Source organism: Streptomyces spinosisporus (genome assembly GCF_022698145.1).
GTDB classification, from domain to species: domain Bacteria; phylum Actinomycetota; class Actinomycetes; order Streptomycetales; family Streptomycetaceae; genus Streptomyces; species Streptomyces spinosisporus.
Genome location: NZ_JALDAX010000008.1, coordinates 279,210 through 301,792 on the forward strand (window position 1 = coordinate 279,210; position 22,583 = coordinate 301,792).

The window sequence follows — 22,583 nt, forward strand, 5'->3', positions numbered from 1 at the left end:
CTGCGCGACCAGCCACACACGACCGGCAGCCCGAAAACGACCGCAGCCCCCGCCCCAACCCGGACCCCCTACGCGCAGGCACCCAACGGCACCGGATCCAGAGCACGCACCGCACGCACACACCCCACGGGCTCACCCCCACCGAGCAACGGCTCCCCCGTGAACTCGGTGAGCAGTTCCGGCTCAACGCCCGCGCGAGCAAGCCCCGCCGCGGTCACGGGTATCCGTGCCCGGCTCGCTCCGTCGGCGATCTTCACGGCGACGGCCCGGCCGTCCGGCAGTGCGGCGACCTGGACCCCCTCGAAGCCGTCCTTGGCGAGCAGCCCGGGCACCGCGTGCATCAGCGCGGCCACGTCCCGGCCCGCGCCGGACGCCGTCTCGGCGTACATACGCATCGCGTCGGCGACCCGCGCCTCCGGGGTGCCGTCCACCGCCGTCGTGATCCGGGCACCCGCACGCGCGAGCCCGTGCAGCGACACCGAGAACAGCGGGGCCCCGCACCCGTCGACCGTCACCTGCGCGATGCGCTGCCCCGTGAGGTCCTCCACGATCTCGGCGATCGCCTGCTGCAGGGGGTGCGCGGGGTCGAGGTAGTCGTCCAGGGACCAGCCGTTGAGCTTGCAGGTGTAGAGCATGGCCGCGTGCTTGCCGGAGCAGTTCTGGGCGAGCCGGGAGGGTTCACGGCCCTCCCGTACCCAGGTGTCGCGGACGACCGGGTCGAACGGCATGTCCGGCACATTGCGCAGATGGTCCTCGGTGAGCCCGGCGAGTCCGAGGATGCGCCGGACGCCGGCGATATGGCGCTCCTCGCCGGAGTGGCTGGCCGCGGCCAGCGAGAGCAGCTCGCCGTCCAGCGGCAGCCCGGCCCGGACCATGGCGACCGCCTGGACGGGCTTGAGGGCGGAGCGGGGGTAGAAGGCGGCCTCGATGTCTCCGATCTGGAGCTGGACCTTGCCGTCGGTGTCGAGGACGACGACGGAACCGTAGTGGATGCCCTCGACGACTCCGCCGCGTATCAGGTGGGCGACGGGGGCGTGGAGGGGCTCGCGGATCTGGGGTGCGTCCGCGACGGAACTGCTGAACATCACTGCCTCTTGTAGGGGGACGGCGCGAGGGTCACGCGCCTGCTCCGGTGCTGGGTCGGTGGTCGGTGGAGTCGGCGGACGGGCGTGCGGCGCCGTCCGTGCGCCCGCGGTGCACGATGTCCGTCAGAGTCGTCTCGACGCGGTCCAGGTGGTGCGCCATGGCATCCACGGCGTCGAGCTCGGAACCGTCCGTCAGCGCCTCGATGATCGCCCGGTGCTCGCGGTTGGACTGCTCGCGGCGTCCGCCCAGTTCGTTGAGGAAGGCCGACTGACGCGCCAGCGCGTCACGGATCTCCTCGATGACCCGGCGGAAGACGGGGTTCTGGGAGGCCTCGGCGACCGTCAGGTGGAAGAGCGTGTCGAGGGCGACCCACGAGGTGGTGTCGGTCTCCTGCTCCATGCGCTCCAGCAGATGCGCCAGGTGATCGAGGTCCTCGGGGGTGCGGCGCAGAGCCGCGTAGCCCGCGACCGGGATCTCGACGTGCCGGCGCACCTCCATCAGATCGCTGGCCGCGTAGTCGCCGAAGGTGGGGTCCTCCACCGCGCCGGCGACGACGAACGTGCCCTTGCCCGTCCTGGAGACGGTCAGACCCATCGTCTGCAGGGCCCGCAGCGCCTCGCGCAGTACGGGCCGGCTGACCTCGAGGGTGCGGCAGAGCTCCGCCTCGGAGGGCAGCTTGTCGCCCACCTCGTACTCGCCGCGCTCGATGGCGCCGCGCAGATGCGCGAGGACCGCTTCCATCGCGCTGACGCGTCGCGGGCCCCCACCGGCTGTCTGGCTGTCTGACAGGTTCACGTGAGCGATGGTGCGGGTGACGGGTGGCAGCTGTCAAGGCGGGCGGATGACGAAACGCATGAGGTGTGAGGCCCGGACTCGGGCCTCACACCTCGATACGACCGTCAGCGGCCCTCAGCTGTTGAGGGTGCCCGTGCCGAGCAGGCCCAGCAGCAGCACGCCGACGACGATGCGGTAGATCACGAACGCGTTGAACGAGTGCTTGGCGACGAACTTCAGCAGCCAGGCGATGGAGGCGTACGCCACCACGAAGGAGACGATCGTGCCGACGGCCAGCGGCGCGGCGCCCACCCCCGTCCCCAGCGCGTCCTTGAGCTCGTACAGTCCGGCGCCGGTCAGGGCCGGGATGCCGAGGAAGAACGACAGACGGGTGGCCGCGACCCGGTCCAGGTCCAGGATCAGCGCCGTGGACATGGTGGCGCCGGAGCGCGAGAAGCCCGGGAAGAGCAGCGCCAGGATCTGCGAGCAGCCGACCAGCATCGCGTCCTTGAAGGTGGTGTCGTCCTCACCGCGCTTGTGCCGGCCCATCTGGTCCGCCGCCCACATCACACCACTGCCGACGATCAGCGAACCGGCCACCACCCACAGCGACGCGAGCGGACCCTCGATCAGCGGCTTGGCCGCGAGCCCCACGATCACGATGGGAATGGTGGAGGCGATCACCCACCAGGCGAACTTGTAGTCGTGGTGGTACCGCTCCTCCTTGTTCACCAGGCCACGGCCCCACGCGGTGACGATCCGCACGATGTCCTTGAAGAAGTAGACGAGCACGGCCGCGATCGCACCCACCTGGATGACGGCCGAGAAACCCACCACGGCGTCGTCGTCCACGGGGATGTCCATCAGCCCCTCGGTGATCTTCAGATGGCCGGTCGAGGAGACCGGGAGGAACTCGGTCACCCCCTCGACGACACCGAGGACGACGGCCTGACCGACGTTAATGACGCTCATGGGATCCAGTTCTGCTGAGTGGGTCGACAGTGCTGCGGAAAGTCTTACTACGCCGGGACAAGGGCCGGTCACCTACCCCCACAGGGCCTGGGCGACCGACACCCCGACGAAGGCGGCGCCGAGGCCCGCCAGCACGCTCCCGACGACGTTGGCGGCAGCGTAGAGCCCCGCACCGGTCTCGGTCAGGCGCAGGGTCTCGTACGAGAAGGTCGAGTACGTCGTCAGCGCCCCGCACAGGCCCGTGCCGATCAGCAGCTGGAGGTGGGAACCTGCCGCTCCGGCGGACATGGCACCGGTCAGCAGGCCGAGGATCAGCGAGCCGCAGACGTTCACCGCGAACGTACCCCAGGGGAAGACCGTGTCGTGCCGGGACTGCACCGCGCGGTCGGTGAGATAGCGCACCGGGGCACCGACCGCGGCACCCGCGACGACCAACAGCCAGTTCACAACGACTTCTTACCCTTCTTGCCCGTTTCGCCGGGATCGCCCTCGCGGCCCACGTACCGGATGACCTCGCAGTCGTCGAGGATCACCAGGCCCTCCGCGACGAGTTCGTCGAGCTGCGGGAGGAAGGCACGGACGCGTTCCTCCGTGTCGACGATGACGACCGCGACCGGCAGGTCCTCGCTCAGGGACAGCAGCCGTGAGGTGTGGATCAGGGAGGAGGCGCCGAAGCCCTCGATGCCGCGGAAGACGCTGGCGCCGGCGAGTCCGGCGGCGTGTGCGCGGTGCACGATCTCCGAGTAGAGCGGCTTGTGGTGCCAGGTGTCGTTCTCGCCGATGAAGACGGTCACGCGCAGGGCGGTGCCGGTCAGCCTCGTCATGGCTGCCTCCACTTCAGGACGCGGCGGGCGGCGGTCATCGCCAGCCACACCGCCGCGAGGGCCGCGAGCAGGGTCGCGGCGAGGTAGGCCAGGCCGGTGCGGGGGTGGCCCAGGTCGACGAGCCGCTGGATGTCGACGGCGTAGGTCGAGAAGGTGGTGAAGCCGCCGAGCACACCGGTGCCGAAGAAGGGCCGCACCAGGCGGTGGGCGGCCCACACGTCGGTGATGACGACCATGAACACGCCCATCACGGCACAGCCGACGACATTGGTCCAGAAGGTCGCCCAGGGGAATCCGCCCGGCGGGGCGGGCCACCACAGCGTCAGTGCGTAGCGGGCGGTCGCGCCGACGGCGCCGCCGAGCGCGACCACCGCGACGACGGGGATCTGGCCGCGCCAGGCGGGCGGGCGCGGGCTGCGGCGCTGCGTGCGCAGGGTCTCGGTTTCGGGGGCTGTCATGGTCGTACGTCTCCTACTCGCCCGGGCCCGGCATGCGGGCGCCGTCCGTTCGCAAGTAGGGACCGTTGGCGGCGGCACGGCCGCGGTTGGGGTACGGCGGGCCCCACCGCCGCGCCGCGAGGGGGGAATCGCGGCCGGGCAACAGGGTAGCGCCCGGGCCGTACCCGGGTCACTTCGGGGCGGGCCGCTCGCACACCGCGATGCCCCGTTCCCACAGGCTGCCGAGCACCAGATGTCCGGCGGCCTCGCACACGCTGGTCACCATGCGGTAGCCGGAGCGGCGGTGGGCGAGGTGGTGGACGATCCCGCCGGAGTCGTCGACCGCGAGGACGCCGATGGTGCCGGTGGGGCGGTAGGGGGCGCGGACGGCGATGCGGGCCGCGGCGGCCCGGACGGCGGTGGCGGCGCGGTGCAGCAGGTCGAGTGGGGGCACCCGCGGCCCGGCCAGCGAGACCCAGATCGGGCCGTCGGGTGCGCCGCGCCAGATGTTGTCGGGCATGCCCGGCAGGTGCTCGGCGAAGGGCTCGCTCCGCCCGGCGTGCGGGCCGCCGAGCCAGTAGCGGGTGAGCCGGCAGGCGCCCGTCTCGGCGACGACCAGGAAGGACTCGTCGGCGCTCAGCGCGAGCCCGTTGGCGAACTGGAGCCCCTCCAGCAGGATTTCGGGGGTCTCGCTGCCGGGGGCGAGGCGCAGCAGGCGGCCCGTTCCGGTGTGTTCGACGATGTCGCCGATCCACTGCTCCAGGGGGTAGCGACGGCTGGAGACGGTGAAGTACACGCTGTTGTCGGACAGGGCGACCGCGTTGCTGCAGAAGCTCAGTCTCTGACCCGCCACCGCGTCGGCGAGGATGCGGACGATGCCCTCGCGCAGATCGACGCGCAGCAGTCCGAGTTCGGCGTCGCACACCAACAGGGCGTCGTCGGTGAGGAGTTCGAGGCCGAGCGGCCGGCCGCCGGTTTCGGCGAGCACCTCGACGCGCGCGGACGCGGGATCGGTGAGTCCGTCGATGCGCAGGATGCGGCCGTCCTCCACACCGGTCAGGACCCGGCCGCGGGAGTCCGCGACGACGTCCTCGGGGCCGCGGCCACCGATGTCGACGTACTGGAGCGGGATCAGTTCACCGGGACGGTCCATGAAAACCTCCTCGTCGAGGTCGGGACGGTTCATGCTGGCATGGGTGGGGCCGCCCATCGGGTACCGCGTCACCCGATCAGGTTTGTCCGGGGGCGTTCCTGGCCACTCTGCACATCACCACGGGTGGCCCCGGGCCGGAGGAAGGGGTGGTCCTCATGTCGCGGTCAGCCGCACGGCACCGGCCGGGGCTGGCCGAGTTGCACCGGCGCGGCTCGGAACTGGAGCTGCTGCACCGGGCCATGGGGTTCGCGACCCTCGCCCTGGTCACCCTGGCCCCGCTGCTGATCGTGGTCGCGGCGGCGGACCCCTTCGGGCACGGCGGCTTCGCCCTGTGGCTGGTGGACGGAATGGCGCTGTCCGGCCGGTCCGCCGACGCGCTCGCGCATGTCTTCGGCCCGACCCGCAAGGTGATCAGCACCACCAGCGTGCTGAGTGTGGCGCTGCTGGCGTTCTTCGGCATGTCCTTCGCATCGAGCGTGCAGAACGGCTACGAGCGGATCTGGAAGACGCCCTCCATCGCCTGGCACCGGATCTGGCGGCAGGCGGTGTGGCTGGTGATGCTGATGGTGTACCTGTATGCCCAGGTGCAGACGCGGAATGTCCTGGAAGGCACGCCCCGCATCCTGCTCAGCATGGGCGTCGGCGTGCTGTTCTTCTGGTGGGGTCCGCACTTCCTGCTCGGCCGCCAGGTGCCCTGGCGGCATCTGCTGCCCGGTGCGCTCGCGACGATGGCGGGCCTGGTCGGCCTGCGCGGCTTCTCGTATCTGGTGTTCACCCCGCTCCTGGTCACCAACGCGATCAGCTACGGACCGGTCGGCACCGTCCTGGTGGTGGAGTCCTGGCTCGTCGGCGTGGGGTTCGTCGTCTACGGCGGTGCGCTGCTCGGCCGGCTCGTGTGCGAGTGGTTCGGGCATGTGGACAGCCCCGGCGAACCCCCGGACGTCGCGCCGCCCGGGCCGACGGACCGCGGCGGACCGGAGCCTCCGGCGGCCCTGCGGTCGTGGCAGAAGCGGTCCCGGCGGACCCTGTCGTGACGAGGTGATGGCGGGCACCGAGCGGACCCTGTCGTGACGGGGTGACGGCGGGCACCGAGCGGACCCTCCGGCAGCGGTCGTGTCGCGGGCATCCGCAGCGTCCTGGGCATCCGGTCAGGATCGAAGAAGCCCAGCCCCGCTCCCCCGGCCTAGCGTGGAACCACCGACGAAATCCGTCGGAATCCCCTTGGCCAAGGAGCACGCCATGACCGCCGGCATCCAGACCGTCATCTACCCCGTCAAGGACCTCGCGCGGGCGAAGGCCCTGTTCAGCGCTCTGCTGGAGGTGGAGCCGTATGCCGACGAGCCGTACTACGTCGGCTTCAAGGACGCCGGGCAGGACGTCGGGCTCGACCCCAACGGGCACTCCAGGGGCATGACCGGCCCGGTGCCGTACTGGCACGTCTCCGACATCCGCGGGCGTCTGGCCGCTCTGGTGGACGCCGGTGCCGAGGTGCAGCAGGACGTGCAGGACGTCGGCAACGGCCGGCTCATCGCCTTCGTCAAGGACGCGGACGGCAACTTCGTGGGGCTGCTCCAGGACCCGCCCGCCTGACCGCACAGACAGATTTGCATGCACCCGCATTGGTTGCACTGTCAACAAATAGCTGATTCGGTGTTACCGTGCGGTCATGGCAGTGAAATCGGCCGCCACCCGACTCGAGGAGAAGTGGCGGGACATTCTCTCCGTGCACGCCCGCACGATGTGCGAGATCGACCGGGTCCTGCACCCGCACGGCCTGGGCGCGAGCGACTTCGAAGTGCTCGACATCCTGGCGTCCGAGGCGCCCGGCGAGGGTGATCAGTGCCGGGTGCAGAACCTCGTGGGACGCGTCCACCTCAGCCAGAGCGCGCTGTCCCGGCTCATCGGTCGACTGGAGAAGGACGGCCTGGTGGAGCGTTCGGTCTGTGTGGAGGACCGGCGCGGGGTGTGGGTCGCCCTGACGGACAAGGGCCGCGCCCTGCATGCCGAAGTGCTGCCGCTGCAGCGCGACGTACTGGCCCGACTGCTGGGCAGCCGGGCCGTACCCATGCCGTAGCGGCCGTCACGTCAACCCGGTGCCGGACACGTCACACCGGTGCCGTCACGTCATGCCGGCTCCGCCACCGTCCCGCCGAGGTGCCGGACGAAGAACCGGACCGCGCTGTCCGCCTCGAAGCGGGGCAGCTCCTTGTGCCTGCCCGCGTTGACGTGCAACGACTTCTCCCGTGAGGCGAAGGCGTCGAAGAGAGCGAGGCCCGCCTCGCGCGGGATGTGCTCGTCGTCCCACTGCATGTCGAACTCGACCGGGACGGTGATCCTCCTCGCCGCCTCGGCCAGGGCGTCGGGCCAGTGCAGTCCGAAGACCGCGGCGGTGATCCTGGCGTCGGACGCGGTCAGCGGGACGCCGATCGCGGTGGCCATGTTGAGGCCGTAGTAGCCGACCGGTCCGTCGGCGCCGATCTCCGGCAGTTCCTGGAGGGCGTCGAGGGTCGCCCGCCACTCGGGGACGGCGCGCTCGGCCAGGTGGGCGTTGTAGCGGACGACGACCGGGCCTTCCGGCTCGCCCGCCTCCCGCGCCCGCAGCAGTGCGGCGATCTCCTGCTCGTCGTGGGCCGTGCGGGGCCGGTCGCCGTGGCCGGGGGCGTCGATGACGGCGACATGGAAGCCGCCGCCGTTCACCAGTCGTTCCGCGCGGCCGGTCATCGCCGGCCATCTCTTGTGGGTGCCGCCGCCGTGACCCATCAGGATCAGCGGTGCGCGCTCGGGGCCGGAGACGGGAGACCAGAGCACGCCGGGGATGTCGCCCAGGGTGAAGTCGCGCTCGCGGACGCCGGCCGCCGATGTCTCGGCGGTGAACTGCAAAGCTTGCACGGGTGGTTGCCTTTCGGGAGGCCTGTCGGTCGAGGCGCTCCCGGCGACCCCTGCGTCAGTCGCCGGCCATGATCCCCACAGGGAGCACCCACACGGTCACAGCGTTCATGGGTCTCACCTCCTCGGTCGGCGTCATGGCGTCGCGCACGTTACCCGCCGGCCTCCGTCCGCCCAACTCATTTTCCCGGCGCCCGGCTTCGGGCGCGGCGGTCACGGCCGTATGCCCCGCAGGATGAACGCGATCACGACGTCCAGACCGTGCTCGTCCATCTCGGGCGGCAGCATGCCGCTGACCGCGAGGTCGGCGTAGCCGTGCAGGGTCGCGAACACCGGGAGGGCGGTGTGCTCCAGCGGCCCCTCCCGCACCTCTCCCCTGGCCTGTGCGTCGGCGACGAGCCGCAGGACCAGGTCCGACCAGCGCTGGGTCGCCTCCAGCAGCGCGTCGGACGCCTCCGGATCGTGCTTGACCGAGTACATCAGGTCGAGCAGCGCCGCATTGTCCCGGGCGAAGCCCACATAGGCGCGGACCACCGCCTCGACCTGCTCCGAGATCTTCTCCGGGACACCGTCCTGCGAGGCCCCGAGGACAGCGGCCATGCGCTCGAATCCGCTCTGCGCCAGCGCGTCCAGCAGCGCCTGCTTGTCCTTGAAGTGGCGGCTCGGCGCGGCGTGGCTGACGCCGAGATCGCGGGCGAGCTCGCGCAGGGACAGTGCGGCCGGACCCTTCTCCCGGAGCGTCTCCTCGGCGCGGGTCAGCAGGGCGGCGCGCAGGTCGCCGTGGTGGTAGCTGCGAGTGCGGGGGTGCATGGACATCAGTGTATCCGTCACGTTTGCGACGCCTACATTGTTGGCAGCGTCATCATTGTTGTCATTGACAGCATTGTTGGCGGCGCCTACATTGGCTGGCATGACAACGCGAACCAGCAAGTGGAACATCTCCGACATCCCCGACCAGAGCGGCCGCACGGCCGTCGTGACCGGCGCCAACAGCGGACTCGGCATCGCCACCGTCGAGGCGCTGGCCGGCGCGGGCGCCCATGTCGTCCTCGCCGTACGGGACCCCAAGCGCGGCGAGGCGGCTGCGGCGGGCGTGAACGGCAGCGTGGAGGTACGCCGGCTCGACCTCGCCGACCTCGCCTCCGTGCGCGAGTTCGCCGCCGCCTGGAGCGGCGACCTGGATCTGCTCATCAACAACGCCGGCGTCATGAACATCCCGGAGTCCGCCACCAAGGACGGATTCGAGATGCAGTTCGGCACCAACCACCTGGGGCACTTCGCCCTGACGAACCTGCTGCTGCCCCACATCACCGACCGGGTGGTGACCGTCTCCTCCGGCGCGCACAGGATGCCGGGCAGCCCTCGCATCCACTTCGACAACCTCAACCTCACCGGTGAGTACACGCCGATGAAGGCCTACAGCCAGTCCAAGCTCGCCAATCTGCTCTTCACCCTCGAACTGCAGCGCAGGCTCACCGAGACGGGCTCCGCCGTCCGCGCCACGTCCGCACACCCGGGCTGGGCGGCCACCAACCTCCAGAGCCACGACGGCAGCGTGCTGCGCCGGGCCTTCCTGCGGGTCGGCAACCGCTTCGTGGCACAGGACAACAGGGCCGGCGCCCTGCCGACGCTGTACGCCGCCGTGCAGGACCTGCCCGGTGCGAGCTATGTCGGCCCGGACAGCCTCGGCGAGATGCGCGGCGCCCCGACCCTGGTGGGCCGCTCCTCCGCGGCCAGCGACCCGGTCGCCGCCCGTCGCCTGTGGACCGCCTCCGAGGAGCTGACCGGTGTCACCTTCCCGCGGCCGGCCCCACTGACGGCGGCATGAGCGTTCCGGCACAACTCGTCGGCGGACACTGGGCAGTTGACTCGCCGCCCGGGGAACGACCCGGACACCCGGCCCCGCCGGGACACCTCGGTCAGCCGCGGCTGCGCAGTCGGAAGACCGGGTGGTCGGCGGGGTCGGGAAGTGCGGTCAGGACCGAGGAGACCGTGGGCATGCTGCCGAACTTCTCGCGGTAGGCCGCCATGATCGGCGGACGCTCCGCCTCGGGGACCTCCTCCGTGGTGAGTTCCTCCGTGCGGCCGCGCACCGTCAGCCGGCACTCGGGCGTGGCGCGCAGGTTCAGCGCCCAGTCGCTCAGGCCGCGGTAGGAGACGAGATAGCGCTCGCCCTCGTGGTCCAGGACGGCGACGGGCACCGTCCGCCAGCGCCCGCTGGTGCGGCCCCGCACCGAGAGCCGGGACACCATGGACCGTCCGAACAGCGGCGCCAGACGGTTCCCGACATGCTGCTGCATCCAGGGCGGTTTGAGGTAGGTACGGTCTGCCATCGAGGTCCACTCCCCTGTCGGCGGGACGGTCCGGTCGAGCCGACCGGAGCCGCCGCGGCGCCGTGGTCGCCTACAGGGGGATCCTGCACCGTGAATGCGCGCTTCACCACCCCCGTGCGGCCGTACGGGCGCACCGGCCGCACGAGTTCATGAGTAAACTGCCTTGCCCGACAAGGGAGTTGGGCAAGCAGGAGGAATCCCATGGACGAGGACCGCGGCACGGACTTCGACGACCTCGCCGAGGCCTACGAACGCATGGCCACCGCCCTGCCGCTGCGCGAGCACGTCGAGGCCCACACCCTCTTCGCGCTCCTCGGCGACGTCTCGGGCCGGGCCGTCCTCGACCTGGGCTGCGGCAGCGGCCTGTACACCCGCACCCTGCGCGAGCTCGGCGCCGCGTCGGTCGCCGGCGTCGACAGCTCCGAGGGCATGCTCGGCTTCGCCCGGCGACGTGCGGCGGCGGAGGGGATGGACATCTCCTACTTCGCGCGCGAGGCCGACGCCCCTCCCGCCGAGGGCGATCCCGAACTCGACGGCCGCTTCGACCTGGTCTACTCGGTGTACGTGCTGTGCTACGCGCCGACCCGGCAGGCGCTGTCCGGCTTCTGCCGCACCGCCCGCCGCGCGCTGCGTCCGGAGGGGGGCCGGTTCGTCTTCGCCACGCTCAACCCCGACATCTCCGTCGAGCCCGGCTACTACACGCGCTACGGCGTCGACTTCACCACCGGTCCGGCCACCCGGGACGGTGAGGAGGCCCCGGCGGTGATGAAGGTCCCCGGCTTCGCCGAGTTCCCGCTCCTGCCCTACCGCTGGACGCTGCGGACGTACGAGGACGTCCTGCATGAGGCGGGCTTCTCCGCCGTGGACTGGGTGCATCCGACGGTGTCGGCCGAGGGCGTCGCGGCGTTCGGCGAGGACCACTGGGCCGACTACCTCAAGATCCCGCACGCCGTCTACGCGGAGTGCACCGTGTGACGCCCGTCGGCGTCACCGAGCCCTCATGCGCCGCCGAAGTCGGGGATGGTCACCGTGCCGTCGTCCGCGAGCGGGAAACCGGGGTTGTACGCGACCTCCCAGGCGTGGCCGTCCGGGTCGGTGAAGGCGCTGGAGTAGAAGCCGACGGTGTTGACGGCGGCGGGCTTGGTGATGGTTCCGCCCGCCCGCTCCACGGCCGCGAGCAGTGCGTCGACCTCGGCCTCGGAGCGGACGTTGTGGGCGAGCGCGATCCCGCCGAAGCCGCTCGTCGGTGCCGGTCCGGGCTCCAGGCCGACGTCCCGGGCCAGCTTCTCGCGGCTCCACAGGACCAGTCCCAGACCGCCCGCCTGGAAGAAGACGGTCTCCTCGATCTCCTGGCCGCGCCAGCCCAGCGCCTCGTAGAAGGCCTTGGCGCGCGCGAGATCGGAGACACCCAGCGTGATCAAGGTGATGCGCTGTTCCATGTGCTCACGCTACTGCCTGGTTCCCGCTGCGTGCCGTGCGGGAGCCGGGACAGCGAGAGCCGGGGCGGCGGGAGGCCGAGGCGTCCCGCCCCTTCCCGGACTCGCGGCGGCCGGGCTCCTGACCTCGCGCGTCAGGGCCGGGCCAGGAGGGTGCGTACGCCCTCGGAGGTGAGCGTCAGCGGATGCTCCGACCCCGCGTCTATGGACAGCGAGAGATCGTCGGCCGGCCACTGCGAGGCGAGCGCGCCCAGCGGCACCAGCCGATAGCGGGAGACGAACGGCAGCAGGCCGGCCATCTCCACCTCCGAGGTGAACACGGGCACGACCGGGTCGCCGCCCGGCTGCTCCAGGACCGGCAGCGCCACCGCTCCCGGGTCCACCGCGTCCTCCTGGTTCGCGTCGTCCGGCACGGGCACGAGCACCTCGCTGCCGGCGAGCGTGTCCAGCGCCCCGGCGTCCTCGTTGTTCACGGCCAGCGCGTCCAGCGCCTGCCGGGCCGGTGTGGTCTTGTCGTCGTTGGCAGGTGTGTCCATGGCAGATCCCCTGGTAGCGGCGGTGGTACGGCCCGCGCGGGGCAAGATCCACCCCGGGCACGGTCCTGCTCGCGTACCCGATCCGGACCGACCCATTCCCCTCTCCCCCGGACATTCACCGCCGGGACATTCCGGCGGTGGGCCACCACCCGGAACCACGGATTTCCTTCACCGGAACACCCTGACCCGCGTCAGGGGATGAGCGGAATGTCCTGCGACGGCAGGCCCAGGCGGTCGCAGCCGACCCGGCGGGTCAGCGGCTCGGCCATGCTCGCGCCCACATGCGTCCAGTACGTCGCCGCATCCCGGAAGTAGCGCTGCATCCGTTCGCCGTCGCGGGCGTGCCGTGAGCCGGCCGTACGGAAGAGGATGCCCTGCAGCACGTCCCAGGCGGCACGCCCGGCATTCAGGAACATCAGAGCGAGCCGGTTGTCCTCGACGACGGTGAAGGGGGCCTCGCCGGTGACGTTGCGGCGGCAGGTGTCCATCCAGTCCTGCGCGGTCTGCCGCAGGGCCGCCTCGGCCATGTCGATCGTGCCGAGCGCCTGACCGAGGTGGCGCTGGTAGTCGTGCAGGTCGGCGCGGGTGCGGCCGGGGTCCAGGGTGAGCGGGCGGGCGGCGATGATCCGGGCGTACTCGTCGGCCGCGGCGTACGCGGTGCCGATCATGACGGCGGCCAGTTCACCGTGGAAGAAGCTCGGCGCCCGGCCCGCGTACATCGGGTTGCCGTGCAGTTCCGAGCCGGTGCTGCCGCCCTCGACGGGCAGGTCCAGCAGGAACGCCTCGCGCGTGAAGTGCTCCGGGATTCGCGCCCGTTCCATGTGGACGCTGTTGGAGCCGCTGCCGCGCAGGCCCAGGACGCCGTGCCAGTCGTCGAGCACCGTCCACACCGAGCGCGGGGCGACGAACAGGACCGGTGGTCCGGGCGGACCGTCCGGTGTGGCCGGGGCGCGCAAGGTCTGCCCGAGGTAGTGCGTGGAGTAGGGGGCGCCCGAGGAGTACGGCCAGGTGCCGTCCAAGACGACCCGGCCGTCTCCGTCGCGCTCCGCGACTCCTACGGGCACGACGGTGGACGCCGCCCGGAAGTCGCCGTCGGGACCGAAGATCTCGTCCTGGGCCTTCTCGTCGAAGACCGTGGCCACCTGCAGCACATGGGCCGCGGTGAGCGAGAGGGCCCAGCCGGTGGAGGGGCAGCCCCGGGCGGTCTCGGTGACCACGCGGTAGAAGACCGGCAGGCCGAACTCGTAGCCGCCGTAGCGCCGCGGCTGCAGGATCCGGTAGAAGCCGGCCCTCAGGAAGTCCTCGTGGGTGTCCTTGGGGTAGTGCGTCAACTGCTCGGTCTCCGGCTGGCGTTCGAGCAGTGCGGGCCTGAGCGCGACGGCGCGCTCGATGATCTCGCTTTCGGTGAGGGTGGGTTCGGGTGCGGCGAGCACGGTGCCTCCTGACGGGTGGGGCCGTCCGTTGCATGACGCGATACACGTGATTGAACACGTCAAACAGCCCGCGGTACCGACCGGAAAGCGCCAAGGTCTCAGCGGAGCGGGCGGCTCGGCAGCGCGCGCTCCTCGGCACCGCCTCGCCCGTCGGCCTCCACGCGGTACGCGTGTGCGTCCGGCGCCCGCGTCACGACCTGCGTCAACTGCCCGTCCGTGAACAGGACTCCGACGCCGTCCTCCAGCGCCCACCCACCCGGCAGCGTGCCGACGGCCACGGCCGACGTGTACGAGGCGCGCCGCCCGGGTTCGCTGTCGTAGTGCGGACAGACCGAGCCGGCGAGCAGGCCCAGACCGTCGTGGAGGTGGGTCAGCGGCCCGAAGGAGTCGGTGTGGGAGGCCTCGGCCCAGCAGTTCGCGCCCGCGCTGATGCCGCACAGCAGGACGCCGCGGTCGTAGGCCTCGCGCAGCAGCCGGTCGACGCCGTGCACGCGCCAGACGGCCAGCATGTTCGCCGTGTTGCCGCCGCCCACGTACACGACGTCCTGCCCGAGCAGCCGGGCACGCAGTGCCCCGTCGTCCAACTCCCGTCGGAACAGCGGGAGTACGGACGGCTCGCAGTCATGGCGTGTCCGGAACGCGTCGTCGAAGCGGTCGATGTACGCGGCCGCGTCGCCGCTGGCGGTGGGCAGGAAGCAGACGCGCGTCGGGGCGGCCCCCGCCCGGCTGCGCACCCGGCTCAGGACCCAGTCGTCCAGCAGACCGTCGTCGTCGGTGCTGAAGCCGCCGCCGAGAAGGGCCAGTTGCCGCTGCACGGACGGGCTCACCGCGCCTCCGCCAGCAGTTCGGTCACGCTCGTCACGCGGATCAGCGGCCGGTACAGGTCCAGCACGTGGAGCGCCTTCGCGTGGGAGTCGTCGTCCGCGCCGGCGCAGGCGTCGGCGACCACCAGGACCTCAACTCCGGCGTCGGCGGCCGCGAGGGCGGTGGACAGGACGCAGCAGTCGGTGCTGACGCCGGTGAGGATCAGACGGCTGTCGGGACCCAGGTGCGGGGCGAGGCAGGGCCATTTGCCGAAGGTGGTGGCGTCGACGGTGCGGGGGGCCGTCTTGGCGAACTCGTCTGCCAGCTCCCAGAGTTGGGCTTCCGGTGGCCGGAGGGCGAAGGGCCACTGTTCGTAGTACGCCGCCCAGGCGCCGACGGGTTGCGCGGGCGCCAGGAAGCGGGTGAAGGCGACGCGGTCGGCGTAGGCCGGCAGCAGGCGTCGTACTCCTGCCGCCGCCTCGGCGAACCGCGGGGCGGCCCAGGGGCTTTCGGGCTCGGCGAACACACGCTGCATGTCGATGACGGCGAGCAGCCCGGTCGTCATACGGCCGCTCCCGCGTCCCGGGGGCCGGGCGCCTGCGCCTCCTGGGCACGGACACGGGTGCGCGACAGCGCGAGGGTGCCGAGGAAGCCGAGCACGAGGGCGGCGAGGACACCGAGGTTGGCGTAGGCCCAGGAGCCGGACCTGCCGCCGAGGCCGAACGGGTCGAGGAGGTAGCCCTGCCAGTCGAGCCAGCCGGCGGCCGAGTTGGTGACCAGGCCCCAGCCGAGGGCGGTGGCGGCGACGGTGAGGAGCAGCGGGACGGGCGGTACGTCGCCGTAGCGGCCCGTGGGGCGGTAGAGGTCGCCCTCGTCGTAGTCGCGGCGGCGCAGCGCCAGGTCGGCGAGCATGATGCCGCACCAGGCGGCGATGGGGACGCCGAGGGTGGTCAGGAAGCCCATGAACTGGCCGAGGAAGTCGTCGGCGAAGAAGACGATGTAGATCGAGCCGGCGATCATCAGGACGCCGTCGACGAACGCCGCGACGTAGCGCGGGATCCTGATGCCCGCCGACAGCAGGGCGAGGCCGGAGGAGTAGATGTCGAGGACCGCGCCGCCGACCAGCCCGAGCACCGCCACGACGGCGAACGGGACCAGGAACCAGGTCGGCAGGATGGTGGTGAGGGCGCCGATCGGGTCGGCGGCGACGGCCGCGCTGAGCTTGGCGGAGGAGCCGGCCAGCAGCAGGCCGAAGACCAGTAGGAGCAGCGGGGCCAGGGACGCGCCGAAGGTGGTCCAGCCGATCACCCCGCGGCCGGACGAACTGCGCGGCAGATAGCGGGAGTAGTCGGCGGCGGCGTTGACCCAGCCGAGGCCGAAGCCGGTCATCATGAACACCAGCGCGCCGATGAAGTCCTGGGTGGAGCCGGCCGGGACGGCGCTGACCGTGCTCCAGTGGATGTGGTCGGCGACCAGCGCGATGTAGACGACGGTGAGTACGCCGGTGACGACCGTGATCACGGTCTGCAGCCGCATGATCAGGTCGAAGCCCATCACCCCGCCGACGACGGTCAGCGCACCGACCAGGACGAGGGCCACCACCTTGGTACCGGTGCCGCCGCCCCAGCCGAGCCGGTCGAAGACGGTGGCGGTGGCCATGGTGGCGAGCGCGCACAGCACGGTCTCCCAGCCGACGGTGAGCACCCAGGAGATCACCGAGGGCAGGCGGTTGCCGCGCACGCCGTACGCGGCGCGGCCGAGGACCATCGTCGGCGCCGAGCCGCGCTTGCCGGCCACCGCGACGAAGCCGCACAGCAGGAACGAGAAGACGATGCCGATGACGCCTGCGGCCAGGGACTGCCAGAAGGAGGTCCCGAAGCCGAGCGCGAAGGCGCCATAACTGAGTCCGAGGACCGAGACGTTGGCACCGAACCAGGGCCAGAACAGCGTGCGCGGAGTGCCCTTGCGCTCGGCGTCGGAGATGACGTCGAGCCCGTGCGTCTCCACCTGGAGCTGCCGTCCCGTGGCTCTCTTGTCGGGGGTGTCCGGAGCCTGTGCCATCGTCGCCCTGCCTGTCCAGTTGCCGTCCGCCTGCGGTGCACCGAGGGGTGAAGCCTGGTCTGCGCTGGTCGGAGCGTCAAGGGCCACAGGGACGCCGAGGGTGGCGGCGCCCCTGTCGGCCTTCGCTTCAGCGCGCGGAAACCCCCGAGATGCGCGCGCAGGGCGAGCCGTCAGGCGGAGGTTTCCGCGCGGTCCGCGGCTCCCCAGTGGGTGTGGAAGGTGCCCTCGCGGTCGGTGCGGCGGTAGGTGTGGGCGCCGAAGTAGTCGCGTTGGCCCTGCAGCAGGGCGGCGGGGAGGCGGTCGGCGCGCAGGGTGTCGTAGTGGGCGAGGGCGGCGGAGAAGGCGGGGACGGGGATGCCGCGGCGGGCGGCGGAGGCGACCGTCTCGCGCCACGGCACCTGCGCGTCGGTGATCTCCATGGCGAACTCCATCTCGCCGAGCAGGCTCACCAGTTCGTGGTCGGCGGCGTAGGCGGCGCGGATGCGGTCGAGGAAGGAGGCGCGGATGATGCAGCCGCCGCGCCAGATCCGGGCGACCGTGCCGAGGTCGATCTTCCAGCCGTACTCGGCGGCCGCGTCCTGGATCATCTTCCAGCCCTGGTCGTAGGCGATGACCTTGGAGGCGTAGAGGGCGTGCTCGACCTGTGAGGTGAAGCGCTCGGCCTCGGTGCGGCTGAGCTGGGGGCGGGTGCCGCCGGGCAGGCCCGCGTAGGCGGCGCGCAGGTCGCGCTGGCCGGACGCGGCGCGGGCGAACGTGGCCTGGGCGATGGCGGTGACCGGGGAGGCCAGGTCCAGCGCCGTCTGCACGGTCCAGCGCCCCGTTCCCTTCTGGCCCGCGGCGTCCTGGACGACGTCGACGAACGGGGCGCCGGTGTCCGCGTCGGTGTGGGCGAGCACCTCGGCGGTGATCTCGACGAGGTAGGAGCCGAGCCGGCCCTGGTTCCAGCGGCGGAAGACGTCGGCGATCTCGTGCGGGGTGTAGCCGCCGACCTGCCGCAACAGGTCGTACGCCTCCGCGATGAGCTGCATGTCGGCGTACTCGATGCCGTTGTGCACCATCTTCACGAAGTGCCCCGCGCCGTCGCTCCCGATGTGGGCGGCACACGGCTCGCCGTCGACCTTGGCGCTGATCCGCTCGAACATCGACCCGAGGACGGCGTACGACTCCGCCGAGCCGCCGACCATGATCGACGGTCCTTCGAGGGCGCCCTCCTCGCCGCCGGAGACCCCGGTGCCGACGAAGTGGATCCCCAGCTCGCGCAGGGCGGCCTCGCGGCGGCGGGTGTCGGCGAAGTGGGCGTTGCCGCCGTCGATGATCATGTCGCCGGGCTCCAGGAGGGCGGCGAACTCCTCGATGACGGAGTCGGTCGCGGCCCCCGCCTGGACCATGATCATCAGGCGGCGGGGGCGCTCCAGCGCCGCCACGAACTCCTCGGCCGTCTCGGCGGGGACGAACGCGCCCTCGTCGCCGTACACCTCCATGAGCGCGCGCGTGCGGCCGACCGTGCGGTTGTGGACGGCGACGGTGTACCCGTTGCGGGCGAAGTTGCGGGCCAGGTTGCGGCCCATCACGCCCAGGCCGGTCACGCCGATGGCTGCGGTTGCGTTCATGGTGTTCGTCCTCGATCCGTGCGAAGGCGGTGACGGGCGAGGCCCACGGGGCCCCATGTCCGGAAGGTACGGACGGGGCGCCGGATCGTCTCGATCGCGGACGGAGACCGGGGCGGGGACGGGGACGGGTCCGGCGGATTCGGGGGACGCGAGCGCGTCGCGGGCCGACGTGAGTGTGACGAACCCCGCCCGAACGATCGATCAAACAGGGTTTAACATATGAGCGCCGCCTAGCTCGAACGATGGATCAGCGAAAGATGGATCAGTGACTGCTGTCAACGACGACTCGTTCACCAACTGGAAGACCCGCGAGGAGATCGCGGAGTCGATGATCCCGATCATCGGGAAGCTGCACCGCGAGCGGGACGTCACCGTCCTGCTGCACAGCCGCTCCCTGGTGAACAAGTCGGTGGTCAGCATCCTCAAGACGCACCGCTTCGCCCGGCAGATAGCCGGCGAGGAGCTCTCGGTGGTCGAGACCCTGCCGTTCCTGCAGGCGCTCACCGCGCTCGACCTCGGTCCCTCGCAGATCGACATCGGCATGCTCGCGGCGACGTACAAGGGCGACGACCGCGGCCTGTCCGTGGCCGAGTTCACCGCCGAGGCGGTCGCGGGTGCCACGGGCGCCAACAAGATCGAGCGCGGCGAGGGCCGGGACGTCGTCCTCTACGGCTTCGGCCGCATCGGCCGCCTGGTGGCCCGGCTGCTGATCGAGAAGGCCGGCTCCGGCAACGGACTGCGGCTGCGCGCGATCGTCGTCCGGGGCGGCGGCGAGCAGTCCGCCGAAGACATCGTCAAGCGCGCCTCGCTGCTGCGCCGCGACTCCATCCACGGCCAGTTCCAGGGCACCATCACCGTGGACGAGGCGAGCAGCACCATCTTCGCCAACGGCAACGCCATCAAGGTGATCTACGCGAACGACCCGTCCGAGGTCGACTACACGGCGTACGGCATCAAGAACGCCATCCTGATCGACAACACCGGCAAGTGGCGTGACCGCGAGGGGCTTTCGCAGCATCTGCGCCCCGGCATCGACAAGGTCGTGCTGACCGCGCCGGGCAAGGGCGACGTCCCGAACATCGTGCACGGCGTCAACCACGACACCGTCAAGCCGGACGAGCAGATCCTGTCGTGCGCGTCCTGCACCACCAACGCGATCGTGCCGCCGCTGAAGGCGATGGACGACGAGTTCGGTGTCGAGCGCGGTCACGTGGAGACCGTGCACTCCTTCACCAACGACCAGAACCTGCTGGACAATTACCACAAGGCCGAGCGCCGCGGCCGTTCCGCGCCGCTCAACATGGTCATCACCGAGACCGGTGCCGCCTCCGCCGTCGCCAAGGCGCTGCCCGACCTCAAGGCGCGCATCACCGGCAGCTCGATCCGCGTCCCCGTGCCGGACGTCTCGATCGCGATCCTCAACCTGCAGCTCTCGCGCGAGACTTCCCGCGAGGAGGTCCTCGACCATCTGCGCGAGGTCTCGCTGACCTCCCCGCTGCGCCGCCAGATCGACTTCACCACGGCCCCCGACGCGGTCTCCAGCGACTTCATCGGCTCCCGCCACGCCTCGATCGTCGACGCCGGCGCCACCAAGGTGGAGGGCGACAACGCCATCCTCTACCTCTGGTACGACAACGAGTTCGGCTACTCCTGCCAGGTCATCCGGGTCGTGCAGCATGTCTCCGGGGTGGAGTACCCCACGTTCCCGAGCCCGGCGGTCTGACGCCGGCAGGGCAGCGCCCGTCGGGATTGCGCGGAACGACGGACCGCCGCGCGTCACCGCACAGTCGAGTGCGGTGACACGCGGGTGGGACGCGGGGGGTCTAGTACCTCTTGTGCGAGGCGTTGTTGTTCTTCAGCTCGGGCACGAGATTCACGGCCAGGCCGCCGTATCCGCCGCAGGTGCCGTAGAACGCCTGGGAGATGCTCTGGTAGCCGGAGCCCCAGTAGACGCGGTCGTAGACGCCGCATTCGGCGTTCGCGACGGAGGCGGCGTTGTTCTTCAGGGGCTGTCCGTCGCCCGGGTCGGTCCTGCAGGTGCCGCCCGGAAGCAGTCCGTAGTGGAAGACCAGGCGGACCAGTGTCGCGCCGTTCGGGGAGTAGCCGTAGTGGTCGGGGACGCTCCTGTTGGAGACGTAACAGGAGCCCACACCCGAGTTGGTGGTCGAGCCGACGCTGTTGTAGTAGAGCGCGAAGCAGTACGTGTTGCCGCTGGAGGTGCAGCCGTCCGACTCGTAGGAGGTGGCGGCCTGCGCGGGCTGGGCGCAGAAGACGCCTGCGGCGATCAGCGCGGCGACGGGGATCGCCCGGATCAGGTTGCGTATGGCCTGGGTCACTTGTCGCTGCCCTCCGAGTTCACTCGTTGCGCGGCCGCCTTCACGGCGTTCCTCCTGCTGAGTTCGGCGTCGAGAGCGGTCTTTCTGGCGGCGATCTCCTTGTTCTGGATCGCGGTCTCCTCCCCGTACCAGACCTTGATGAGGCCGGTCTCGCTCTTGCAGGCGACGTCGGCCTCGGCCACCTCGATCTCCTCCGACGACGCGGTGGGCGTCGTCAGGTCGAAGCCGGCGGCGGGCTTGTACGGATCGTCGAACGGGTGGCCCTTGTCCTTCATGCAGGCCGCCCAGTCGGCGATGGCATCCTGGACAGCGGGCTGCTGCAACGACTGGGTCATGCTCGATGCGTTGACCTTCGACGCCTCGTCGCCCGGCACGAGCGCACCGAGTCGGCGCTCGGTCTCACCGCGGCATCCGCCCTCGGGCACCGTCACTCCGTTGTACGTGCCGCCCTCGACCTCTGGTCCGTCGCCGAGGAACACGGCGCCTTCCGCCCCGGAGGCCGGCTCCCACACCGGCGGCTCGTTCTGCTGGGCCGGCGGCAGGTGGTACCCGTATCGGGACGCTTCCGTCGCGTCCGAAGCCCCGTACCGCCTGGGCATGTTGGCGTCGTTGAACTCGATCGGCGGTTCGGTTCCGGGCACCGGCGGGTTGAACGAGTCGAAGCCGAAGCGGGCCATGCAGCCGACCCACAGGTCGCGTTGGGCGCGCTGCCACTCGACGACGTCCGTGTAGCCGACGAGATACTTCTCCACGGGCAGGGACAGCCCCTTCACCAGTCCGCTTTCCGGCGTACGGCTGGGCCACTTGCTCTCGTCGACCGCGTTTGCGGCCACTGTCTGCGGTGACGCCCCATCCGGCGCCCCGGCCCCGCCGATCGCACTCACGGCCACGCCGGCGACGAGTGCCGTCGCCGCGAACAAGCCTGTGAGCACTTGCCCCTTGCGCATGCACTACCCCCTCATCGTCTCTCACTCCATGTGCATGACAGGTGGAATGTAGGGCACGCGCTTTCACGGTGACCACATGGTGAAGATCACGGAGTGGCGGCGAATGGTCTGGACCCTTGAGGGGTACAGAAGGCGCGGGCGGGGGCGCCGGACGCTCAGGCCGAGGTTCCCAGGACCCGGGCCGTACAGGCCGTCCCCTCCTTGCCGTTGCTGTATTCGAGGAGGTAGGACACCACCCGGCCCGACCGGTACAGCGGACTGGCCATCTGTTTCCTGGTCTTCTCGAACGCCTTGTCGAGGCTGGGGAGCGCGCCCTTGAACCAAGCGGCGGCCGAAGCCGGCTTCGCGCTCGGGTGGTCCAGTTCGAGGCACGCTCGAAGGAAGTCGGTGTGGCCGGGCGCCGCGCGGTCGGCGATGCAGGTGAGGGACTCGAGATCGCCGGACAGGTTCCAGACGACGGCGATGCTCATCTTGCTTCCGGCCGACGGGTGTCCGGACCCCGAGGCATACCAGACCGGGGGTACGTCGTCCTTCTTGTTGAAGTCGTTCTTCTTTCTGGGGCTCATCCTGATGTGCCACTGCTTCGTCAGCATGTCCAGATACGAGGAGCCGGTGTAGCCCTTCGCCACGGCGGTGCTGCGGATGCTGCGCGGCAGCTCGTCCGCCGTCGCGGGTCGGGGCGGCCAGTCGTCCAGACCGTGGGCCGCCGTGGCGGACGGGGCCGCCGCCCCCGCCGTGGTGGAGGGTGTGATCTCACCTTCGCCCGGTCCCGGTGATGCCGAGGAGCCGGTGCCCGGGGAGGAGCTGTGCTGGGAGGAACACCCTGCGAGGAGGGCGGTCAACGCCAGCGCCGTCGCGAGGACATGGGGGAACTTCATGAACGTGTGCTCCGTTGCGAAGGCCGGTCTGTCGTGCGCGGTGCGCCGCCCGGCCGGTATCGGGCCGGGAGGCGCAC

26 protein-coding genes are annotated in these 22,583 nt (G+C 70.9%); 6 read left to right on the forward strand and 20 right to left on the reverse strand.

All coding sequences use genetic code 11. The features are described 5' to 3' along the window. Positions 1–68: 68 nt before the first annotated feature. The 7 genes from MQN93_RS22720 to MQN93_RS22750 all read right to left on the reverse strand — a co-directional run bounded on the left by MQN93_RS22720 (position 69) and on the right by MQN93_RS22750 (position 5,246). Positions 69–1,085, reverse strand: coding sequence for an asparaginase (locus MQN93_RS22720; RefSeq protein WP_242711026.1), 1,017 nt, complete (start codon positions 1,083–1,085; stop codon positions 69–71). A gap of 31 nt (positions 1,086–1,116) precedes the next feature. Next, complete coding sequence (locus tag MQN93_RS22725; protein WP_242711095.1) at positions 1,117–1,827, reverse strand: FadR/GntR family transcriptional regulator; 711 nt, start codon at positions 1,825–1,827, stop codon at positions 1,117–1,119. Positions 1,828–1,995: 168 nt separating this feature from the next. Beyond that, positions 1,996–2,832: an undecaprenyl-diphosphate phosphatase gene (locus MQN93_RS22730; RefSeq protein ID WP_242711027.1), complete on the reverse strand. Its 837-nt coding sequence runs from the start codon at positions 2,830–2,832 to the stop codon at positions 1,996–1,998. A gap of 72 nt (positions 2,833–2,904) precedes the next feature. Next, positions 2,905–3,279, reverse strand: a complete 375-nt coding sequence (gene crcB, locus MQN93_RS22735) for a fluoride efflux transporter CrcB (protein WP_242711028.1) — start codon at positions 3,277–3,279, stop codon at positions 2,905–2,907. Beyond that, positions 3,276–3,656, reverse strand: coding sequence for a DUF190 domain-containing protein (locus tag MQN93_RS22740; RefSeq protein WP_016433414.1), 381 nt, complete (start codon positions 3,654–3,656; stop codon positions 3,276–3,278). Before MQN93_RS22740 ends, crcB (MQN93_RS22735) begins: the two co-directional genes overlap by 4 nt. Then, the gene (gene crcB, locus MQN93_RS22745) at positions 3,653–4,114 is read right to left on the reverse strand and encodes a fluoride efflux transporter CrcB (protein WP_242711029.1); all 462 of its coding nucleotides are present in this window, start codon (positions 4,112–4,114) and stop codon (positions 3,653–3,655) included. Before crcB (MQN93_RS22745) ends, MQN93_RS22740 begins: the two co-directional genes overlap by 4 nt. Positions 4,115–4,283: 169 nt before the next feature. Beyond that, positions 4,284–5,246, reverse strand: a complete 963-nt coding sequence (locus MQN93_RS22750) for an SMP-30/gluconolactonase/LRE family protein (RefSeq protein WP_242711096.1) — start codon at positions 5,244–5,246, stop codon at positions 4,284–4,286. A 155-nt stretch (positions 5,247–5,401) separates the two neighbouring features. Between MQN93_RS22750 and MQN93_RS22755 the strand changes: the two genes are divergently transcribed. From MQN93_RS22755 to MQN93_RS22765, 3 genes are all read left to right on the forward strand, one after another. Next, a complete protein-coding gene (locus MQN93_RS22755) occupies positions 5,402–6,280 on the forward strand; it encodes a YhjD/YihY/BrkB family envelope integrity protein (protein WP_242711030.1) in 879 nt (292 codons plus the stop codon). A gap of 205 nt (positions 6,281–6,485) precedes the next feature. After that, positions 6,486–6,836 carry a VOC family protein gene (locus tag MQN93_RS22760; RefSeq protein WP_016433418.1) on the forward strand — a complete coding sequence of 117 codons (351 nt, stop codon included), beginning with the start codon at positions 6,486–6,488 and terminating at the stop codon, positions 6,834–6,836. 76 nt (positions 6,837–6,912) lie between these two features. Then, positions 6,913–7,320 (forward strand): MarR family winged helix-turn-helix transcriptional regulator, encoded by a 408-nt coding sequence (locus MQN93_RS22765; protein WP_016433419.1) that lies wholly within the window; start codon positions 6,913–6,915, stop codon positions 7,318–7,320. 50 nt (positions 7,321–7,370) lie between these two features. On the opposite strand, the gene MQN93_RS22770 is transcribed toward MQN93_RS22765, so the two are convergent. Together MQN93_RS22770 and MQN93_RS22775 are read right to left on the reverse strand one after the other, a co-directional pair. Continuing rightward, positions 7,371–8,135, reverse strand: a complete 765-nt coding sequence (locus MQN93_RS22770) for an alpha/beta fold hydrolase (RefSeq protein WP_242711031.1) — start codon at positions 8,133–8,135, stop codon at positions 7,371–7,373. Between the two features lie 210 nt (positions 8,136–8,345). Further along, positions 8,346–8,942 (reverse strand): TetR/AcrR family transcriptional regulator, encoded by a 597-nt coding sequence (locus MQN93_RS22775; RefSeq protein WP_037781928.1) that lies wholly within the window; start codon positions 8,940–8,942, stop codon positions 8,346–8,348. 100 nt (positions 8,943–9,042) lie between these two features. On the opposite strand from MQN93_RS22775, the gene MQN93_RS22780 reads away from it, so the two are divergent. Next, positions 9,043–9,960 carry an oxidoreductase gene (locus MQN93_RS22780; protein WP_242711032.1) on the forward strand — a complete coding sequence of 306 codons (918 nt, stop codon included), beginning with the start codon at positions 9,043–9,045 and terminating at the stop codon, positions 9,958–9,960. Between the two features lie 91 nt (positions 9,961–10,051). Here MQN93_RS22780 and MQN93_RS22785 read toward each other — a convergent pair whose 3' ends face one another. After that, positions 10,052–10,465 carry a nitroreductase family deazaflavin-dependent oxidoreductase gene (locus MQN93_RS22785; RefSeq protein ID WP_242711033.1) on the reverse strand — a complete coding sequence of 138 codons (414 nt, stop codon included), beginning with the start codon at positions 10,463–10,465 and terminating at the stop codon, positions 10,052–10,054. Positions 10,466–10,666: 201 nt separating this feature from the next. On the opposite strand from MQN93_RS22785, the gene MQN93_RS22790 reads away from it, so the two are divergent. Further along, positions 10,667–11,440, forward strand: a complete 774-nt coding sequence (locus tag MQN93_RS22790; protein ID WP_242711034.1) for a class I SAM-dependent methyltransferase — start codon at positions 10,667–10,669, stop codon at positions 11,438–11,440. A 23-nt stretch (positions 11,441–11,463) separates the two neighbouring features. On the opposite strand, the gene MQN93_RS22795 is transcribed toward MQN93_RS22790, so the two are convergent. The 7 genes from MQN93_RS22795 to gnd form a co-directional block, all read right to left on the reverse strand. Then, positions 11,464–11,904, reverse strand: coding sequence for a VOC family protein (locus tag MQN93_RS22795; protein WP_242711035.1), 441 nt, complete (start codon positions 11,902–11,904; stop codon positions 11,464–11,466). A gap of 131 nt (positions 11,905–12,035) precedes the next feature. After that, positions 12,036–12,437: an SseB family protein gene (locus MQN93_RS22800; RefSeq protein WP_016433426.1), complete on the reverse strand. Its 402-nt coding sequence runs from the start codon at positions 12,435–12,437 to the stop codon at positions 12,036–12,038. A 191-nt stretch (positions 12,438–12,628) separates the two neighbouring features. Further along, positions 12,629–13,870, reverse strand: coding sequence for an acyl-CoA dehydrogenase family protein (locus MQN93_RS44245; protein WP_242711036.1), 1,242 nt, complete (start codon positions 13,868–13,870; stop codon positions 12,629–12,631). A 98-nt stretch (positions 13,871–13,968) separates the two neighbouring features. After that, positions 13,969–14,697, reverse strand: coding sequence for a Type 1 glutamine amidotransferase-like domain-containing protein (locus MQN93_RS22810; protein ID WP_242711037.1), 729 nt, complete (start codon positions 14,695–14,697; stop codon positions 13,969–13,971). After that, the gene (locus tag MQN93_RS22815) at positions 14,694–15,239 is read right to left on the reverse strand and encodes a cysteine hydrolase family protein (protein ID WP_242711038.1); all 546 of its coding nucleotides are present in this window, start codon (positions 15,237–15,239) and stop codon (positions 14,694–14,696) included. The genes MQN93_RS22810 and MQN93_RS22815 overlap by 4 nt, the downstream gene beginning before the upstream one ends. Next, a complete protein-coding gene (locus tag MQN93_RS22820) occupies positions 15,236–16,735 on the reverse strand; it encodes a purine-cytosine permease family protein (protein ID WP_242711039.1) in 1,500 nt (499 codons plus the stop codon). The genes MQN93_RS22815 and MQN93_RS22820 overlap by 4 nt, the downstream gene beginning before the upstream one ends. A 170-nt stretch (positions 16,736–16,905) precedes the next feature. Then, on the reverse strand, positions 16,906–18,345 hold the full coding sequence (gene gnd, locus MQN93_RS22825) for an NADP-dependent phosphogluconate dehydrogenase (protein WP_242711040.1): 1,440 nt from the start codon (positions 18,343–18,345) through the stop codon (positions 16,906–16,908). A gap of 265 nt (positions 18,346–18,610) precedes the next feature. On the opposite strand from gnd, the gene MQN93_RS22830 reads away from it, so the two are divergent. Then, complete coding sequence (locus MQN93_RS22830; protein ID WP_016433493.1) at positions 18,611–20,068, forward strand: glyceraldehyde-3-phosphate dehydrogenase; 1,458 nt, start codon at positions 18,611–18,613, stop codon at positions 20,066–20,068. Between the two features lie 100 nt (positions 20,069–20,168). Here MQN93_RS22830 and MQN93_RS22835 read toward each other — a convergent pair whose 3' ends face one another. From MQN93_RS22835 to MQN93_RS22845, 3 genes are all read right to left on the reverse strand, one after another. Next, positions 20,169–20,681 (reverse strand): hypothetical protein, encoded by a 513-nt coding sequence (locus tag MQN93_RS22835; RefSeq protein WP_016433494.1) that lies wholly within the window; start codon positions 20,679–20,681, stop codon positions 20,169–20,171. After that, a complete protein-coding gene (locus MQN93_RS22840; RefSeq protein WP_242711041.1) occupies positions 20,678–21,628 on the reverse strand; it encodes a hypothetical protein in 951 nt (316 codons plus the stop codon). Before MQN93_RS22840 ends, MQN93_RS22835 begins: the two co-directional genes overlap by 4 nt. 155 nt (positions 21,629–21,783) lie before the next feature. Continuing rightward, on the reverse strand, positions 21,784–22,506 hold the full coding sequence (locus MQN93_RS22845; protein ID WP_242711042.1) for a hypothetical protein: 723 nt from the start codon (positions 22,504–22,506) through the stop codon (positions 21,784–21,786). Positions 22,507–22,583 lie beyond the last annotated feature (77 nt).

Coding starts and splice junctions, on each gene's coding strand:
- MQN93_RS22795 (WP_242711035.1), bottom strand. CDS start 11,904: ATGGAACAGCGCATCACCTTGATCACGCTGGGTGTCTCCGATCTCGCG.
- MQN93_RS22840 (WP_242711041.1), bottom strand. CDS start 21,628: ATGCGCAAGGGGCAAGTGCTCACAGGCTTGTTCGCGGCGACGGCACTC.
- gnd (WP_242711040.1), bottom strand. CDS start 18,345: ATGAACGCAACCGCAGCCATCGGCGTGACCGGCCTGGGCGTGATGGGC.
- MQN93_RS22785 (WP_242711033.1), bottom strand. CDS start 10,465: ATGGCAGACCGTACCTACCTCAAACCGCCCTGGATGCAGCAGCATGTC.
- MQN93_RS22725 (WP_242711095.1), bottom strand. CDS start 1,827: ATGGAAGCGGTCCTCGCGCATCTGCGCGGCGCCATCGAGCGCGGCGAG.
- MQN93_RS22760 (WP_016433418.1), top strand. CDS start 6,486: ATGACCGCCGGCATCCAGACCGTCATCTACCCCGTCAAGGACCTCGCG.
- MQN93_RS22800 (WP_016433426.1), bottom strand. CDS start 12,437: ATGGACACACCTGCCAACGACGACAAGACCACACCGGCCCGGCAGGCG.
- crcB (WP_242711029.1), bottom strand. CDS start 4,114: ATGACAGCCCCCGAAACCGAGACCCTGCGCACGCAGCGCCGCAGCCCG.
- MQN93_RS22790 (WP_242711034.1), top strand. CDS start 10,667: ATGGACGAGGACCGCGGCACGGACTTCGACGACCTCGCCGAGGCCTAC.
- MQN93_RS22820 (WP_242711039.1), bottom strand. CDS start 16,735: ATGGCACAGGCTCCGGACACCCCCGACAAGAGAGCCACGGGACGGCAG.
- MQN93_RS22750 (WP_242711096.1), bottom strand. CDS start 5,246: ATGGACCGTCCCGGTGAACTGATCCCGCTCCAGTACGTCGACATCGGT.
- MQN93_RS22755 (WP_242711030.1), top strand. CDS start 5,402: ATGTCGCGGTCAGCCGCACGGCACCGGCCGGGGCTGGCCGAGTTGCAC.
- MQN93_RS22740 (WP_016433414.1), bottom strand. CDS start 3,656: ATGACGAGGCTGACCGGCACCGCCCTGCGCGTGACCGTCTTCATCGGC.
- MQN93_RS22775 (WP_037781928.1), bottom strand. CDS start 8,942: ATGCACCCCCGCACTCGCAGCTACCACCACGGCGACCTGCGCGCCGCC.
- MQN93_RS22730 (WP_242711027.1), bottom strand. CDS start 2,832: ATGAGCGTCATTAACGTCGGTCAGGCCGTCGTCCTCGGTGTCGTCGAG.
- MQN93_RS22720 (WP_242711026.1), bottom strand. CDS start 1,085: ATGTTCAGCAGTTCCGTCGCGGACGCACCCCAGATCCGCGAGCCCCTC.
- MQN93_RS22765 (WP_016433419.1), top strand. CDS start 6,913: ATGGCAGTGAAATCGGCCGCCACCCGACTCGAGGAGAAGTGGCGGGAC.
- MQN93_RS22845 (WP_242711042.1), bottom strand. CDS start 22,506: ATGAAGTTCCCCCATGTCCTCGCGACGGCGCTGGCGTTGACCGCCCTC.
- MQN93_RS22780 (WP_242711032.1), top strand. CDS start 9,043: ATGACAACGCGAACCAGCAAGTGGAACATCTCCGACATCCCCGACCAG.
- MQN93_RS22815 (WP_242711038.1), bottom strand. CDS start 15,239: ATGACGACCGGGCTGCTCGCCGTCATCGACATGCAGCGTGTGTTCGCC.